Below are 15,574 nucleotides of genomic sequence, written 5' to 3' on the forward strand. Positions count from 1 at the left end.
CTTGTTCACACCGACGATCTACCCGCGTTTCCCGGCTTATCACCTGCGCTCAGGGGTTTCGAGCAGCTCAGCGAGCCTGGGACCGATCTCGTCCAACGCTTCGGCCGAGGTCATCAACTCGTGCGTCACCCCGATCGGGCGATCGATGATCTCACCGGAAACGAAAGGCTGCCAGTCGGCGGGGGTGCGATCGGCGCGCGCCTCGGCATCACCGGTGGCGCTGAAGAACTCGAGCCGCCCTCGGAACACCCGTGGCCGGTACTGCGATTCCAGCTCGACCGTGCGCATCGCCGTGCGGTAGATCAGGCGCAGCCGATCCGCTGTCAGCACGTCCAGGCCCTCACCGATGACCATCGCCTGCAGTGCGGCCAGCGCCTCGTCGCCGATTTCCTGCAGGTTCTCCGCCTCCGGCAGTGCCGCCGGGTCCAACCCCAATTCGGTGAAGGCCTGGCGGATCTGGGTCCGGAAATCGGTGAAGTCGCCACCGGGGTAGGCATCGAGGATCGCCAAGAGCTCGACCTGCGCGCCATCGGCCTGCAGCTGAGTCGCCACCGCGTGCGCCAGTTTGCCGCCGAGCGACCAGCCCAGCACCCGGTACGGACCCTGCGGCTGCACCGCTCGGATCTCGGCGACATAGCGACGCACGATCTCGTCGATCGAACCCGGCTGGTAGTCGTCCTCGGACAGCGCGGGCGACTGGATGCCGAGGATCGGCTGATCGGCCGGGAGCACCCTGGCCAATCCGGCGTAGGACCACGACAGTCCGGCCAGCGGGTGCACACAGAACAGTGGCGCTCTCGTACCCGTAGCGCGGATGGGGAGTATCACGCCGAGAGCGGCCGCGGAGCTGGATTCGAAATCGTGTTCGTCTTCGAGTACCGCGATGATCTGCTCGGCGATGCCGAGAACGGTTGGCTCGGTGAAGAACCAGGCGACCTTGATCTGCGCGCCGGTCAGTTTGCGCAGTCGGCTGACGACCTGGGCGGCCAGCAGCGAGTTACCGCCGAGGCTGAAGAAATCGTCATCGATGCCGACCCGCTCGACGCCGATGACCTCGGCGAAGACATCGGCCACGGTGGCTTCGAGCGGGGTCGAGGGCGCGCGGAATTCCCGTACCGCGAAGACGGGTTCGGGCAGTGCGCGGCGGTCGAGCTTGCCATTGGGGTTCAGCGGCATGACCTCGAGCACCACAATGGCCGCCGGGACCATATAGGACGGCAAATGCTCGGCCAGCTGGCTCCGCAGCTTCTCGGCATCGACCGTCGCACCGTTGTCGGGCACGACGTAGGCGACCAACTGGTCACCGGTCCGCGCATCCACACGCACCAGCGCGACCGCCTGGGCCACCGAATCGTGCGCGGTGAGGGCGGTTTCGACCTCGCCGAGCTCGATGCGCAGACCACGCAGCTTGACCTGGAAGTCGGTGCGACCGAGGTAGCCGATCGAGCCGTCGGCATTGCGGGTGACCAGGTCACCGGTGCGGTACATGCGTGCGCCCGGCGCGCCGAACGGGTTGGCCACGAAACGATCCGACGTCAGATCGGTGCGACCGGCGTAGCCGCGCGCCAATTGCGCACCGGCCAGGTACAACTCACCCGCGACACCCGATGGCACCGGGTGCAGCCGCGAATCCAGCACGTAGGCCTGGGCATTCCATACCGGCAGGCCGATGGGCACCGCGCCCTTGATCCCGGCGGCCACCGGACTGTGGGTCGCGTGTACAGCGAATTCGGTTGGGCCGTACAGGTTGTACAGCTCGGCCGAGCTGACCTTGCGAATGGCCTGCACCGCGTCGGCGGTGAAGGCCTCACCGGCGACGAGCAGGGTGCGCAGCGAGGTCAGCGCGGAGGCGTCGACGGCACCCGCGAAGACGGTGAGCATCGAGGGCACGAACGAGGTCATGGTGACCCGCTCGGCCGCAATGACTTCCGCCAGGTACTGCGGGTCACGATGGCCATCCGGGCTCGCGACGACGATCCGGCCACCGGTGGACAAGGGGCCGAACAACTCCCACACCGACACGTCGAATGTCGCCGGGGTCTTGAACAACACGATGTCATCGGCACCGATGCCGTATTCGCCGGTGATCCAACGGATCTGGTTCACCACCGCCGAATGCGGCACGGCCACACCCTTCGGGCGACCGGTCGAGCCGGAGGTGAAGATGACGTAGGCCGGGTTGCTCGGCCGCACGGGTGCGATGCGCTCGGTGTCGGTGATCGGCCGGTCCGAGTATCCGGACAGGTCGAGCTCATCGAGGGTCAGCGTGGGCAACGCGCCGCCGTCGAAATCGTCGCGGGTGGTCCTCAGCACGCACACCGGCGCGGCCGAATCGAGCACATAGCCGATCCGCTCCGCGGGCTGGTCGAGGTCGAGCGGCACATACCCGCCACCGGCCTCGTGCACCGCATACGCCGCGACCACGAGATCGACCGAACGCCGTAGACCCAGGGCGACCAGCTTTTCCGGGCCGACACCGGCTTCGATGAGTCGCCGCGCCAACCGGTGCACGCGCGCACCGAATTCGGCATACGTCAACGAGGTTCCGGTCGCCGGGTCCACGACCGCGACCGCGTACGGCGTATTCGCCGCCTGCCTGGCGAACTCATCCACCAGCGTGCCGACCGCACCCAGCTCACGGCTGGTGTCGTTCCACCGCCACAGCACCGCGGCCCGCTCGGTATCGCTGAGCAGATCGATATCGCCCACCGGGGTATCCGGCCGGGCCACGATCTGCTCGAGCAGACCGACGAACCGGTCCGCGAAGCCCTGCACGGTGGCATCGTCGAAAAGGTCCCTGGCGAAGGACAATTCGGCGACCATGCCCGCGTCCGCGTCCGGCGCGGCCTCCTGAATGGTCAGTGACAGATCGAATTTCGCGGTATCGATCGCCAGATCGACCGCGCCGATCCGCAAGCCCGGCAGCTCGAACGAACTGTCCGGCAGGTTCTGGAACGACAGCATCACCTGGAACAGCGGATGCCGGGCCGTCGACCGCACCGGATTCAGCAGGTCGACCAGCCGCTCGAACGGAATATCGGCGTGCCCGAAGGCCCGCAGATCCGCGTCCTTCGTCCGCGCGAGCAGCGCATCGAAACTCAGCTCGCCCGACACCTCGCTGCGCAGCACCAGGGTGTTGACGAACATGCCGATCACATCGTCGAGTTCGGCCTCACCGCGACCGGCGACCGGGGTGCCGACGGCGATATCGTCGGTGCCCGACAAACGAGACAATAGGACGGCCAGCGCCGTGTGCACGACCATGAACATGGTCGCGTTATTGGCGCGGGCGAGTTCGCGCAGCCCGCCGTGCAGTTCGGTGCCGATCGGGAAGACGACCCGTCCACCGCGGAAGGACTGTGTCGTCGGACGCGGCCGATCCGCGGGGAGATTCAGCTCGTCCGGCATGCCGGCCAGCGTGTTTCGCCAGTAGTCGGCCTGTGCGCTGATCACACTGTCCGGATCGGTCTCCGATCCGAGCACCTCGCGCTGCCAGATGCTGAAATCGGCGTACTGCACCGGCAGCGGTGCCCAGGCCGGAGTCGCACCGGCCGAGCGGGCGGCGTAGGCGATCATCAGATCGCGCGTCAACGGACCCATGGACCAACCGTCCGCGCTGATGTGATGGGCCACCAGCACCAGCACATGCTCTGTGTGGTCTCGAGCGACCTGCGAGCAGTCGCCAGCGTCGGTCCGCTCGACCCGGAACAGCGTCGCCCGCACCGGAACTTCGGTCGTCACATCGAATCCGGCCGAGGCCGTCGCGATGACCCGCGCGGGCAAATCGGCCGCACCGACCTCGACCGGCGTCAGATCCGGCACCGCCTGCTCGGCGGGCACGATCAGCTGCACCGGACCGTCATCGGTCTGCGGGTAGACGGTGCGCAGCACCTCGTGCCGTTCGATCAGATCGACAACGGCCAGCTCCAGCGCGGCCACATCCAGCGCACCGGTCAGGCGCACCGCGGCCGGAATATTGTTCACCGCCGAGGACGGATCGAGCTGATTGAGGAACCACATCCGCTGCTGGGCCATCGACAGCGGAATCCGATCCGGGCGCGGCCCGGCCGTCAGTGCCCGGCGACCGCCGGATCCTGCGTGCTGCTCGATCTTGACCGCGAGCCCGCCGACCGTCGAGGTCTCGAACAGGGCGCGCACCGGCACCCGGCCGCCGATCGCGGCACCGAGCCTGGCCACCACCTGGGTGGCGATCAGCGAATTGCCGCCGAGGGCGAAGAAGTCGTCGTCGACGCCGACACGGTCGATGCCGAGCACATCGGCGAACACGCCCGCCACGATCTCCTCGACCGGCGTGGCCGGGGCACGGAATTCGCGGCTGGCGAAACTGGGTTCCGGCAGCGCCTTGCGATCCAGCTTGCCGCTGGTGTTCAGCGGGAAGGCATCGAGCGCCACGATGGCGGCCGGGATCATGTACGCCGGCAGGGTTTGCGCGATCGATGTCAGCAGTGCGGCCTGATCGATCTCGTCACCCGGCGCGGGCACGGCGTACGCGACCAGCTGGTCACCCAGCGCCGATGGCAGCACCACCGCGACGGATTGGCTCACCGAAGCCTCGGCCAGCAGCGCGGTTTCGATCTCACCGAGTTCGATGCGCTGACCGCGGAACTTGACCTGGAAGTCGGTGCGGCCGATGTAGTCGAGGACACCGCCCGCCGCGGTCTCCCGCCAGACGACCAGGTCGCCGGTGCGGTACATGCGTGTGCCGTCGCCGAACGGGTTGGCCACGAACCGATCGGCAGTCAGATCGGGTCGGCGCACATAGCCGCGCGCCAGCTGGTCACCGGCCAGGTACAGCTCACCCGCGACACCCGCTGGCACCGGCCGCAGCCGCGAATCCAGCACGTACACCTGGGTATTCCACTGCGGCAGACCGATCGGGACACCGGGGCGGTCGGTGCCGCGCGCCTCCCAGTAGGTCACCGAGACCGCGGCCTCGGTCGGGCCGTAGAGGTTGTGCACCCTGGCCTCGGACATCGCGCGCACCGCGGCGACGGTCTCCGGCGGCAGTGCCTCACCGATCACGAAGATGTCCCGCAGCGTCGGGCAGGTGCCCGCCGGGGTGTGTGCGGCGAACACGGTCAGCATCGAGGGCACGAAGTCGGTGACCGTCACGGCCTGCGCGGCAATGGTTTCCGCGACATAGGCCGGGTCCCGGTGGCCGTCGTGGGTGGCCACGACCAGTTTCGCGCCGGTGCGCAGCGGCATGAAATAGCCCCACAGCGAGACGTCGAAGGTCGTCGCGGTCTTCTGCAGGTACACATCGCCGACGCCGAGCGGGTATTGCGCCAGCATCCAGGTGGTCTGGTTGTGGATGGCGGCATGGGAGATCGCGACGCCCTTGGGGCGTCCGGTCGAGCCCGAGGTGAAGATGACGTAGGCCGGGTTCTCCGGGCGCACCGGGCGCAGCAGTTCGTCGGCGCGCACCGGGGTCGCGTCGAATCGGTCCAGCTCCAAGGCATCCAGGTGCAGCACCGGCGTATCACCCGGCACCGCGATGGCATCGGCGGTGGTCGTGAGCACGGCCGCGGGCTGGGCGGTATCGAGAATGTGCGCGATCCGCTCGGCCGGATGATCCGGATCGAGCGGCACATACGCGCCACCGGCGGTCACGATGGCGTACATGCCGACCACCAGATCCAGTGAGCGTCGAATCGCGAGGCCCACCAGGGATTCGGTGCCGACCCCCTGTTCGATCAGCCGTCGGGCCAGCCGATTGACGCGCTGGTCGAATTCGCGATAGGTCAGCTCGGCGCCTTCGTAGGCCACCGCGATGGCATCCGGATGTTCCGCCACCGCACGGCGGTAACCGTCCAGCAGCAGTTCGGGGGCGACCGGATGGCCGGTCTGGTTCCAGTCCAGCAGCATGCGCTCCCGCTCGGCCGGAGCCAGCAGGTCGAGTTCGCTGACCGGAGAGCCAGGGGCGGCGATGATCCGGCCCAGCAGACGCACGAACCGCTCGGCGAAGCCTTCAACGGTCGCCTGATCGAAAAGGTCCTTCGCGTAGACGAATTGGCCCGCGATACCGGCGGGTACGCCGTGCTCGTCGTAGGCGTCGCTGACAATGAGGTTCAGATCGAACTGCGCCACCTGGGTATCGATGCCGACACCGGAGATGGTCAGGCCGGGCAGTTCGAGGGTGGACTGCTCCAGATTCTGGAACGAGAGCCCGATCTGGAACAGCGGATGCCGCGCGGTCGAGCGGACCGGATTGAGGACCTCGACCAACCGCTCGAACGGGATATCCGCATGCGCGAACGCCTGGATATCGGCCTCACGCTGGCGTGCGGTCAGCTCGGCGAACGACGCACCGGCGTCGACTCGGGTGCGGAATACCAGGGTGTTGACGAACATGCCGATGAGATCGTCGAGCGCGGCCTCGCCACGTCCGGACACCGGGGTGCCGATGGCGATGTCATCGGTGCCCGACAACCGGGCCAGCAGTACCGCGAGTGCGGTGTGCACGACCATGAACAGCGTCGCACCCTCGGCGCGCGCCAATTCGATAAGCGCCCGGTGGGTTTCGGGATCGATGCGCACCTCGGCGGTGCCGCCCGCGAAGGTCTGCACCGCGGGACGCGGCCGATCCGAAGGCAGATCCAGCTGTTCGGGCAGATCCGCCAGCGCATCGCGCCAGTAGGCGATCTGCTCGGTGGCCAGCGAATCCGGATCGTCCTCGCTGCCGAGCACCTCGCGCTGCCAGATGCTGAAGTCCGCGTACTGCACGGTCAGCGGCGCCCAGCCGGGCGCGGCGGCCGCGGCACGGGCCGCGTAGGCCATCATCAGATCGCGGGTCAGCGGTGCGACCGAGGAACCGTCGCCGGAGATGTGGTGCACCACCATCGCCAGCACGTATTCGGGGTCCGCACCGTCGATATCGAAGAGCGCGACCCGGACCGGCACCTCGGTGGTGACATCGAAGATCGTCGAGGTCAGCTCGATGACGGCGGATTCGAGCTCATCCGGCAGCACCTCGCGGATCTCGAGCTTCGTCGCGGCCTGATCCGAGGGCAGGATCAGCTGCACCGGGCCCGCATCGGTCTGCGGGTAGATGGTGCGCAGGATTTCGTGCCGCTCGACCAGATCGGCGACCGCCTGCCGCAGCGCCTCCACATCGAGCGCGCCGGTGAGCCGGACCGCGATCGGGATGTTGTAGGCCGAGGAGTCGGTGTCGAACCGGTTCAGGAACCACATGCGCTGCTGGGCCAGCGACAGCGGAATATGTTGCGGCCGTTCACCCGCCGCCAGTGCCCTGCGGCCGCCGGTGCCGACGAGCTTTTCGAGCTCGGCCGCGAGTTCGGCCACGGTGGACGCCTCGAACAGCACCCGAACCGGCACGCGGGTATTCAGTGCCGCGCCCAGGCGCGCCACCAGTTGCGTTGCCAGCAGCGAATTTCCGCCGAGTGCGAAGAAGTCGTCGTCGAGGCCGAGGTAGCGACGGTCGTCCGCGGCGGTGCCGATGCGCAGCACCGCGGCGAAGGTACTCGCCACGATCTGTTCGGTATGGGTCTTCGGCGCGCGGAAGGCGACCCGTTCGAAGACCGGTTCCGGCAGCGCTTTGCGATCCAGCTTGCCGACCGGGGTCAGCGGTATCTCGTCCAGTACGACGACGGCCGAAGGCACCATATGGGGTGGCAGACTGCGCGCCGCGTGGTCGGTGAGCACGCTGGGCTCGATGATCCGGCCGGGCACCGGCAGCACATACGACACGAGGATCGTGACCCCGGCATCGGTCTGCTTGCCGAGGGTGATCGCGAACTCGACATCGGCGTGCCCGCCGAGGACGGCGTCGATCTCACCGAGTTCGATCCGGTAGCCGCGGATCTTCACCTGGAAGTCCGAGCGCCCGACATAGTCGAGCACCCACGGCACCGACGGCAGCGCCGCATTGCCCGCCCGCACCTCGGGTTCGGCGAACCAGCGCACCACATCTCCGGTGCGGTACATCCGCCCGCCCGGCTCGCCCCATGGATTCGGCACGAAGCGCTCGGCGCTCAGCCCGGGACGGTTGTGATAGCCGCGCGCCAGTCCGCCACCGGACAGATACAGCTCGCCCGCGACGCCGGGGGCCACCGGGTGCAGGCGCGAGTCCAGTACCAGCGCCGACATGCCGTGCACCGGGGTGCCGATGGTGATCGGCCTACCCGCTTGCAGCGTGCCGTAGGAGGAGATGATGGTGGTTTCGGTCGGGCCGTAGCCGTTGTAATACCGACGACCCGGCTGCCACTTCGCCAGCAGTTCCGGAGTCGTGACATCACCACCGACGGACAGCATCTCGAGCTGATCCAACCCAGCCGGATCCACCGTGCCCAACACCGCCGGAGTGATGATCACGTGCGTCACCTGCTCGGTGCGCAGCAGCTCACCCAGTTCCGGACCGCCGATAACGGCCGACGGCACGATCACGCAGGTGGCGCCGACCGAAAGGGCGACAAGCCATTCCAGCACCGATGGGTCGAAGCTCGGCGAGCAGATGTGCAGGAAACGGTGTTTCGGCTCCAGCCGATACAGACCGACCGCGTGGTCGACCAGACCACCGAGCCCGGCGTGGGTCACGGTGACGCCCTTGGGCATACCCGTCGAGCCCGAGGTGTAGATGACATACGCCGGATGATGCAGCCGCAGCGGCGCGATCCGATCGGCATCGGTCAGCGGTGCCGCGGATCGGCTGGCGCACAACGCTTCCGTCTCGGCGTCATCGAGCGCGAGCCACTGCACATCGTCGGGCAACTGACCGAGGTATTCGGCAGTCGTCAGACCGACCACGGCGGCCGAATCGGTCAACATGTGCCGCACCCGATCCACCGGGTAATTCGGATCGACCGGCACATGCGCACCACCGGCCTTCGACACCGCCGAAACCGCCGCGACCATCTCATACGAGCGCGGCAAGGCAACCGCCACGAGACTTTCCGGACCGACACCACGCTCGATCAGCACCCGGGCCAACCGCGATGACAACTCGTCCAGCTCGCGATAGCTGACCGAACGCCCCTGATAGCGGATGGCCGTGCGATCGGCACCACGGCGCAGTCCACGCATCAGCAGATCCGGCAACAACCCACCGGCCATCACATGATCCGGCTGCACCCGGGTCAGGAATTTCGCCTCGGATTCGGCGAGCAGCGGCAGATCGCCCACCGGCAGCTCCGGCCGCGTCGTGATCGCCTCGAGCAGGCGCACGAACCGGTCGGCGAATACCCGGACGGTGGACTCGTCGAACAGGTCACGCGCGAAGGAGAATTCGGCGTACATGCCGCCGCCGCCCGCAGCAGTAGCGCCAAGTTCGGTGATCGCCAGCGACAGATCGAATTTCGCAGTGTCGATATCGAGATCGACCGCGCCGACCCGCAATTCGGGCAGCTCGAAGGAGTTGTCCGGCAGATTCTGGAACGACAGCGCCACCTGGAACAGCGGATGCCGCGCCGTGGAGCGCTCCGGATTCAGCAGGTCGACCAGGCGCTCGAACGGAATATCGGCATGTGCGAAGGCCTGCAGGTCGCGATCCTTGACCACGGACAGCAGCTCGGCGAAGGTCGCACCGCCGCGCACCGGGGTCCGCAACACCAGGGTATTGACGAACATGCCGATGACATCGTCCAATTCGGCCGCGCCGCGTCCGGCGACCGGGGTGCCGACCGCGATGTCCTGGGTGCCCGACAGGCGCGCCAGGAATACCGCGAGCGCGGTGTGCACGACCATGAAGATGGTCGCGTTCTGCTCGCGGCCGAGTTCCTGCAGCCTGCGGTGCACCCGCGGCTCGACGGTGAAGCCGACGGTGCCGCCGGCGAACGACTGTGTCGTCGGGCGGGGCCGATCGGCGGGCAGGTTCAGTTCGTCGGGCAGACCGGCCAGCGCGGTGCGCCAGAATTCGGTCTGCGCCGTGATCAGGCTGTCCGGGTCGTCCTCGGAGCCGAGCACCTCCCGCTGCCAGAGACTGAAATCCGCGTATTGCACCGGCAGCGGCTGCCACGCGGGCAGCACACCGGCGGCGCGCGCGGCATAGGCCAGCATCAGATCGCGGGTCATCGGTCCCATGGACCAGCCGTCCGCGCTGATGTGATGGGCCACGAAGACCAGCACATACTCGTCCGTCGGTGCTTCGGACGCGACGACCTGCAACAGCGCACCGCGCAACGGCACCTGATCGGTGACATCGAAGCCGGCCGCGATGATCTCGACGACCTTCGCGCGCAACGCATCCGCCGCGATGGGCTGCGGCGTCAGATCCGCAACCGCCTGCGCCGCGGGCACGATCACCTGATGGGCGACACCGTCCCGGTCGGCCGGGTAGACGGTGCGCAGGGTTTCGTGCCGCTGCACCAGATCGGCGACGGCCTGCTGCAGTGCGGCGATATCCAGTGCGCCGGTGAGCCGCACGGCGACCGGCAGATTGTTCACCGCGGATTCGGTATCGAATTGGTTCAGGAACCACATGCGCTGCTGCGCCAGCGACAGCGGAATCTGTTCCGGCCGTGGACCGGCCACCAGCGGGACCTCGCGGCGCTGACCGGCACTCGGCGCGATCGCCGCCGCCAGCGCGGCCACCGTCGGCGCCTCGAACACCGCGCGCACCGGGACGCGGCTGCCGATGGCGGTGCCGAGCCGGGCCACCACGCGGGTGGCGACGAGCGAGTTGCCGCCGAGGTCGAAGAAATCGTCGTCCGCGCCCGCGCGCTCGATGCCGAGTACTTCCGCGAATACCTCGGCGACGGCGCGTTCCAGCGCAGTCGCGGGTTCGCGGTAGGGCCGCCCGATGAACTCCGGTGCGGGCAGCGCCTTGCGGTCGAGTTTGCCGCTGGCATTGAGCGGCAGGGCATCCAGCCACACGATGGCCGACGGCACCATGTACGAGGGCAGCGCGGTGTGCGCGTGGTCGAGCAGGGCGTCATCGTCGATCCGGGCACCCGGCGCGGGCACCACGTAGGCGACCAGCCGATCGCCGGTGCTCCCGTTGACCAGCGCCACCGCCGCGCGCTGCACCGCGTCCAAGCCGAGCAGCACCGTCTCGATCTCACCGAGCTCCACGCGCTGGCCGCGCAGTTTCACCTGGAAGTCGCTGCGGCCCAGGTATTCCAGCGCGTGTGCGCCCTTGCCGGGCACCCAGCGCACCACATCGCCGGTCCGGTACAGGCGCTCACCACTGGCGTGCGCGACGAACCGCTCGGCGGTCAGCGCCGGTGCGTTCACATAGCCACGCGCCAACTGCACACCGGCGACATACAACTCGCCGACCGCGCCGACCGGCACCGGCCGCAACTGCCGGTCCAGCACATGCACCCGGGTATTCGCGACCGAGGTGCCGATCGGAATCGCAACGCCCCCGTTGACCTCGGCCGGGTAGGCGGTGACGACGGTGGCCTCTGCGGGCCCGTACCAGTTGAACAGGTCCGCATCCGGAAGGACGCGGGTGAAGCGCGTCGCGCTCTGCGCGGACAGCGCCTCACCGGCGGCGAACACCCGCCGCAACGACGGATGCGCGGTCGCACCGGCGGACGCGCCATCGAGGAATGCATCCAGCATCGACGGCACGAAATGCACCGTGCTGACGGCATATTCGTCGATCACCCGGGCCAGATACGCGGGATCGCGATGTCCGTCCGGTTCGGCGACGACCACCGCGGCACCGGTCTGCAGAGTCCAGAACAGTTCCCACGTCGAAATATCGAAGGTGATCGGCGTCTTGTGCAACACCACATCGCCGGGACCGTGCGGATAGGTGCGCTGCGCCCAACGGAATTGGTTCGCCATCTGCCGATGGGTGATCGCCACACCCTTGGGCCGACCGGTCGAACCGGAGGTGTAGATGATGTAGGCGGTGTTGTCCGGATGCGGTGCCGCGACGGTATCGGCGAGCAGCTCCCCGAAGATCAACGCATCGGCGGCGTCGAGCACGTCCACGTGCACCAGCGGTGCGGCGGTCTCGGTTTCGAAGCCGGTCGCGGTCGTGGTCAGCACACAGACCGGAGCCGCGCTGGTCAGCACATATTCGCTGCGCTCGGCCGGATGGTCGGGATCGATCGGCACATACGCACCGCCCGCCCGCAGCACACCGTAGATCGCGACGACCATCTCGATGCTGCGCCGCATCGCAACGGCCACCGGCGATTCCGATCCGACGCCACGACCGGCCAGCTCACGGGCCAGTTCGCGCGAGCGGGTGTCGAGTTCGGCGTAGCTGAGCGTGGTATCGCCGAAGATCACCGCCGGTGCCTCGGGGGTGCGGGCGACCTGCGCGTCGAACAGCGTCAGCAGCGTCGAATCATCGAGCAGCTCGGGCACTTCGGTGGCATTGGCGGCGTCGAGCACCGCCCGGTCGGTGTCGGTCAGCGCGTCCACTTCGGCGATCTTGGCGAGCGGATCGCTGAGGAACCGGCCGATCAGCACCGAGAAGCGCTGGGCGAGTGCCTGTGCCGCCGTCTCGTCGTAGATATCGCGCAGGTACTTGAGGGTGACGTGCAGGCGGACATCGGGCACGACCACCACGGTCACCGGATAGTGCGTGCCGTTCACCGCGACCGCGCCGGTGATATTCATGCCGTCGATCGCGCCCGCCGCCGCGGTCAGCGCCTTGCCGTCGACCGGGAAGGATTCGAAGACCACCAGCGAATCGAAAAGCCCTTCGACGCCGACGATTTCCTGGATCTCACTGAGCCCCACGTAGTGGTGGTCGAGCAACGCCGCCTGCTCGGCCTGCAGCTGGCGCAGCAGCCCGGCCAGCGTATCGTCGGCATCCAGCCGCACCCGAACCGGAATCGCGTTGAGGAACAACCCGACCATGGTCTCGATGCCGTCCAGCTGCGGCGGCCGCCCGGAAACGGTGGCGCCGAACACCACATCATCGCGGTCCACGGTGCGGCCGATGAGCAGACCCCAGGCAGCCTGGATGACGGTATTGACGGTGACCCCGGCATCGGCGGCCAACCGGCTCAGCGCCCTGGTGTCGTCCTCGGACAGCTCGAAGTCGATTTCGCCTACGCCAGCCGAGATTTCGCGCGCCGGATCGATCGGGGCCAGCGGCGTCGGCTCGGTGATACCGGCCAGCACCTCCCGCCACGCGGCACGGGCGGCGCTGTGGTCCTGTGCGCCGAGCCAGGCCAGATAGTCACGGTAGGAACGGGCCTGCGGCAGCTGGGACGCATCACCGCCGAGGACGTAGAGCGTCAGCAGATCCTGGGTCAACAGCGGCATCGACCAGCCATCGATGAGGATGTGATGGCTGGTGACCAGCAGGTGGTAAGCATTGGCGGCCGAACGGATCAATGCGAAGCGCAGCAGCGGCGCGGTGCGCATATCGAAGTGGTCGGCCAGATCCGCCGCCATGATCCGCCGCAGTTCGGCGGGGGCGTCCGACCCGAGATGGCTGAGATCGATAGCGCGCCAGGGCACTTCGACCGCATCGAGCACGACCTGCACGGGATTGCCGTCGGAATCCTCGGCGAAGGCCACCCGCAGGTTGACATGCCGACCCACCACGGCGACGGCCGCGGCATGCAGCCGCTCGGGATCGACATCGCCGCCGAGATCGACCATGAACTGGGTCATGTACGCGTCGACCGAGGATTCGGCCAGCTGCGCGTGGAACAGCATGCCCGACTGCAGCGGGGTCAGCGGCCAGACCTCGGCCAGCTTCGGATATTCGCGCGCCAAGCGGTCGCTATCGGCCTGCGACAGCTCGACCAGCGGCCCGGTCGCCAGCTCGACGCCGGTCTCGGCGGGTGCGCCCATGGTGGCCAGCGGGGCGAGCACGGCCACCGTGCGCGATTCGAAAACGTCGCGCGGCGTGAAGATCACACCGCGTGCCCTGGCCCGCGACACCACCTGAATGGAGGTGATGCTGTCGCCGCCGAGTGCGAAGAAATCGTCGTCGAGACCGATGCGTTCGATGCCGAGCACCTCGCCGAGCACCTCGGCGATGGCCTGTTCGATCTCGGTCTCCGGCGCCCGGTACTTCTTGGTCTCCAGTACGGGGGCGGGCAGTGCGCGCCGGTCCAGCTTGCCGACCGGGGTCAGCGGGATGGTGTCGAGCACGATAATGGCGGTCGGCACCATATGCGCGGGCAGCGAGCGTTCGGCGAAGGCGGTCAGCTCGTCGGTGTCCACCACCGCATTGCCCGCGGCGTGCACATAGGACACCAGAATCGTTGCGCCGGTATCGAGTGTGTGCCCGGTGGTGACGACGAAGTCCACACTGTCGTGCGCGCCGAGCACCGCATCGATCTCGCCGAGTTCGATGCGGAAGCCGCGGATCTTCACCTGGAAGTCGTTGCGGCCGACATATTCGATCTCGCCGGAGGCGGTCCAGCGCACCAGGTCACCGGTGGCGTAGAGCCGAGAACCACTGGGGTCGAACGGATTCGGCACGAAACGCGATGCGGTCAGCGCCGGGCGAGCGTGATAGCCGCGCGCCACCTGCGCGCCCGAGATGTACAGCTCGCCGACCACCCCGCTGGGCACCTGATTCAACCGGTCATCGAGCACATATTCGGTGATGGCCCGGATCGGACCGCCGATCGTCACGGTCTCACCGGGTATCAGCGGCGCGCTGATATTGGTCATGATGGTGGTCTCGGTCGGCCCATAGCCATTGAAGAACTCACGGGTCCGACCATTCGCGATCGGTAATACCCAGCGCCGCACCAGATCCGGCGGGCAGGCCTCACCACCGGCGACCACGACCCGGAAATCGTCGAGTCCGGTCGGATCGACGGAGGCGAGTGCGGCCGGGGTGATGAACGCGTGCGTCACCCGTTCCCTGCGCAGCAGCCTCGCCAGTTCGTCGCCGCCGTAGATATTCGGCGCGACCACCACCATGGTGGCCGCACCACCGAGCGCGAGCAGCAGCTCGAGCACCGATGCGTCGAACGACGGCGACGCGAAATGCAGTGTGCGCGACTGGTCCGTGACGCGATAGCGCTCACGCTGTTCATCACAGAAGCTCGACAGTCCGGCCTGCGTGACGACAACACCCTTCGGCTTGCCCGTGGAACCCGAGGTGTAGATGACATAGGCCGGATGCTCCGCCCGCACCGCGCGGACCCGGTCCGCATTGGTGATCGGCTCGCCCGAGTATTCCTCCAGGCGCACCGCGAATTCGGGCGTATCGATGACCAGCCACTCGACCCGATCCGGCAGCCGCTGGGCCACCTCGGCGATGGCGAGGCCGAGCACCGCACCGGAATCGGTCACCATATGCGCGACCCGCTCGGCCGGGTAGTTGGGATCGACCGGCACGAATCCGGCGCCGGTCTTGGCCACCGCCCATACCGCGACCACCGACTCCAGCGATCGCGGAATACCCACGGCCACAAGGTCTTCCGGACCGACACCGCGTTCGATGAGCAACCGGGCCAGCCGGGTGGACCGGTCGTCGAGATCGGCGTAGCTCAGCTGTCCCAGCGTCGCGGTGGCATCGGCGAAGACGACGGCGGTGCCGTCCGAATTCGCCTCGACCGCGGTGGCCATCAGCTGCGGCAGCGTGGTGACCCGCGGCTGCCGGGTCCGGACCGGGCGAGTGCGAGGGGGCCGCGTCACGCGAACATCCCTCCGAGCGACA

At 67.9% G+C, this 15,574-nt stretch carries 1 protein-coding gene; it reads right to left on the reverse strand.

Annotated elements, in window-relative coordinates; genetic code table 11:
- Positions 1–39: 39 nt before the first annotated feature.
- The gene (locus ACQP0C_RS37665) at positions 40–15,552 is read right to left on the reverse strand and encodes an amino acid adenylation domain-containing protein (RefSeq protein WP_433727961.1); all 15,513 of its coding nucleotides are present in this window, start codon (positions 15,550–15,552) and stop codon (positions 40–42) included.
- Positions 15,553–15,574: the final 22 nt, after the last annotated feature.

The organism is Nocardia sp. CA-129566 (assembly GCF_050956075.1).
Lineage (GTDB): Bacteria > Actinomycetota > Actinomycetes > Mycobacteriales > Mycobacteriaceae > Nocardia.